This window comes from Mesobacillus sp. (assembly GCF_049588175.1).
In the GTDB taxonomy this organism is placed as follows: Bacteria; Bacillota; Bacilli; order Bacillales; family Cytobacillaceae; genus Mesobacillus.
This window is the reverse complement of the sequence record NZ_JBAVFI010000737.1, coordinates 1-1,553: the sequence shown is the minus strand read 5'-3', so window position 1 is coordinate 1,553 and position 1,553 is coordinate 1. Positions and strand designations below refer to the sequence as shown.

Below are 1,553 nucleotides of genomic sequence, written 5' to 3'. Positions count from 1 at the left end.
ATATTACACCATCTTCTCCTGTAAATATGGTTCAGCAACTTCCTTCGAGATAATTCCCTGCTGAAGAAGCTCCTTGATGTTCATTTCTAAAGTATGCATGCCATATATCCTCGAAGTTTGCATGACGCTGATAATTTGATGGATTTTCTCATTCCTGATTAAATTCGCCACAGCAGCATTGTTGACGAGAATCTCGGTAGCACTTCTGCGTCCTTTTTTATCCACTGTAGGAAAAAGACGCTGGGAGATGACTGAGACTAGGACAGAGGCAAGCTGGATACGGACCTGAGCCTGCTGCCCTGGCGGAAATACATCTATTATTCTATTTATTGTGGCCGGCGCGCTCGAAGTATGTAATGTCCCTAATACCAAGTGTCCTGTTTCAGCAGCTGTTATCGCTGTCTGAATCGTATCCAAATCACGCATTTCTCCTACTAAGATAACATCTGGATCCTGTCGGAGAGCGGCCCTCAAGCCATTGGCGAAGTTATTTGTATCAAAGCCTATTTCACGCTGGTCAATGATGCTATTCCCGTGCTTGTGAAGGTACTCAATCGGATCCTCCAATGTGACAATATGCTTCCTCATCGTCATATTCATGTACTGAATCATCGATGCAAGTGTAGTCGATTTTCCGCTTCCCGTCGGACCCGTTACAAGTACCAATCCCTGAGGCTTTTCAGAAATTTTTTTCAAAATTTCCGGCAATTCGAGCTCTTCCAATGTAGGAATTCTGGTAGGAACAATTCGGATCGCAAGCGAAACACAGCCTCTCTGATGATATGCATTAACCCGGAATCTGGAGATGCCCGGAATACCATAGGAAAAATCAAGTTCACCCTTTGACTTGAAATGTTCCCATGATTTTTCCGGAATGACCGCTCTTGCCATTCCTTCTGTTTCATCAGGTGTAATAGGGTCAGTGCCATATCTCCTTAGGTCTCCGTTGATTCTCATGACCGGAGGAATGCCGACAGTAATATGTATATCCGATGCCTTATTTTCAAAGCCAGACCGGAGCAAATGTTCAATTTTATCCTTCATTGTTTCCCTCGCTTATTCTGTTATGGCAACCCTTAAAACTTCCTCAGTTGTGGTGAGCCCCTGTTTAACCTTCAGTAACCCATCATCAATTAGAAAGATCGTTTTGTTTCTTACCGCTATCTCCCTGAGGGTAGTTACTGGTTCCTCATTCATGATGGCTCTGCGAAGTTCATCGTCGACAGCCAACAATTCATGGATAGCAATTCGGCCGCGGTATCCTGTCATATTACATGAAGAGCAGCCTCTCCCTTTCCAAATAGTTTCGATATGAATTCCTCTTTTGGAGAAAATGTCGATTTCTCGTTTGGTCGGTGCATAGGTGTCTGCGCAATCACGGCATACTTTTCGAACAAGACGCTGGGCAACAACACCGCTTAACGAAGAGGCGACTAAAAACGGTTCGACCCCCATATCAATCATCCTAGTAACCGAGCTGAGGGCATCATTCGTATGCATCGTGCTTAAAACAAGATGACCTGTCAATGATGCTCTAACCGCGACCTCAACAG

General features: G+C 44.6%; 2 protein-coding genes. Both read right to left on the bottom strand.

All coding sequences use genetic code 11. From position 1 onward, the window contains the following. Positions 1-3: 3 nt before the first annotated feature. Complete coding sequence (locus WB217_RS17940) at positions 4-1,044, bottom strand: type IV pilus twitching motility protein PilT (RefSeq protein WP_423994664.1); 1,041 nt, start codon at positions 1,042-1,044, stop codon at positions 4-6. 12 nt (positions 1,045-1,056) lie between these two features. Continuing rightward, the coding region (locus tag WB217_RS17935; RefSeq protein ID WP_423994663.1) for a GspE/PulE family protein at positions 1,057-1,553 on the bottom strand (497 nt) is incomplete at its 5' end.

What these genes read in the sequence shown, in the direction of transcription:
- WB217_RS17940 (WP_423994664.1), bottom strand. Translation starts at nt 1,044, where the DNA reads ATGAAGGATAAAATTGAACATTTGCTCCGGTCTGGCTTTGAAAATAAG.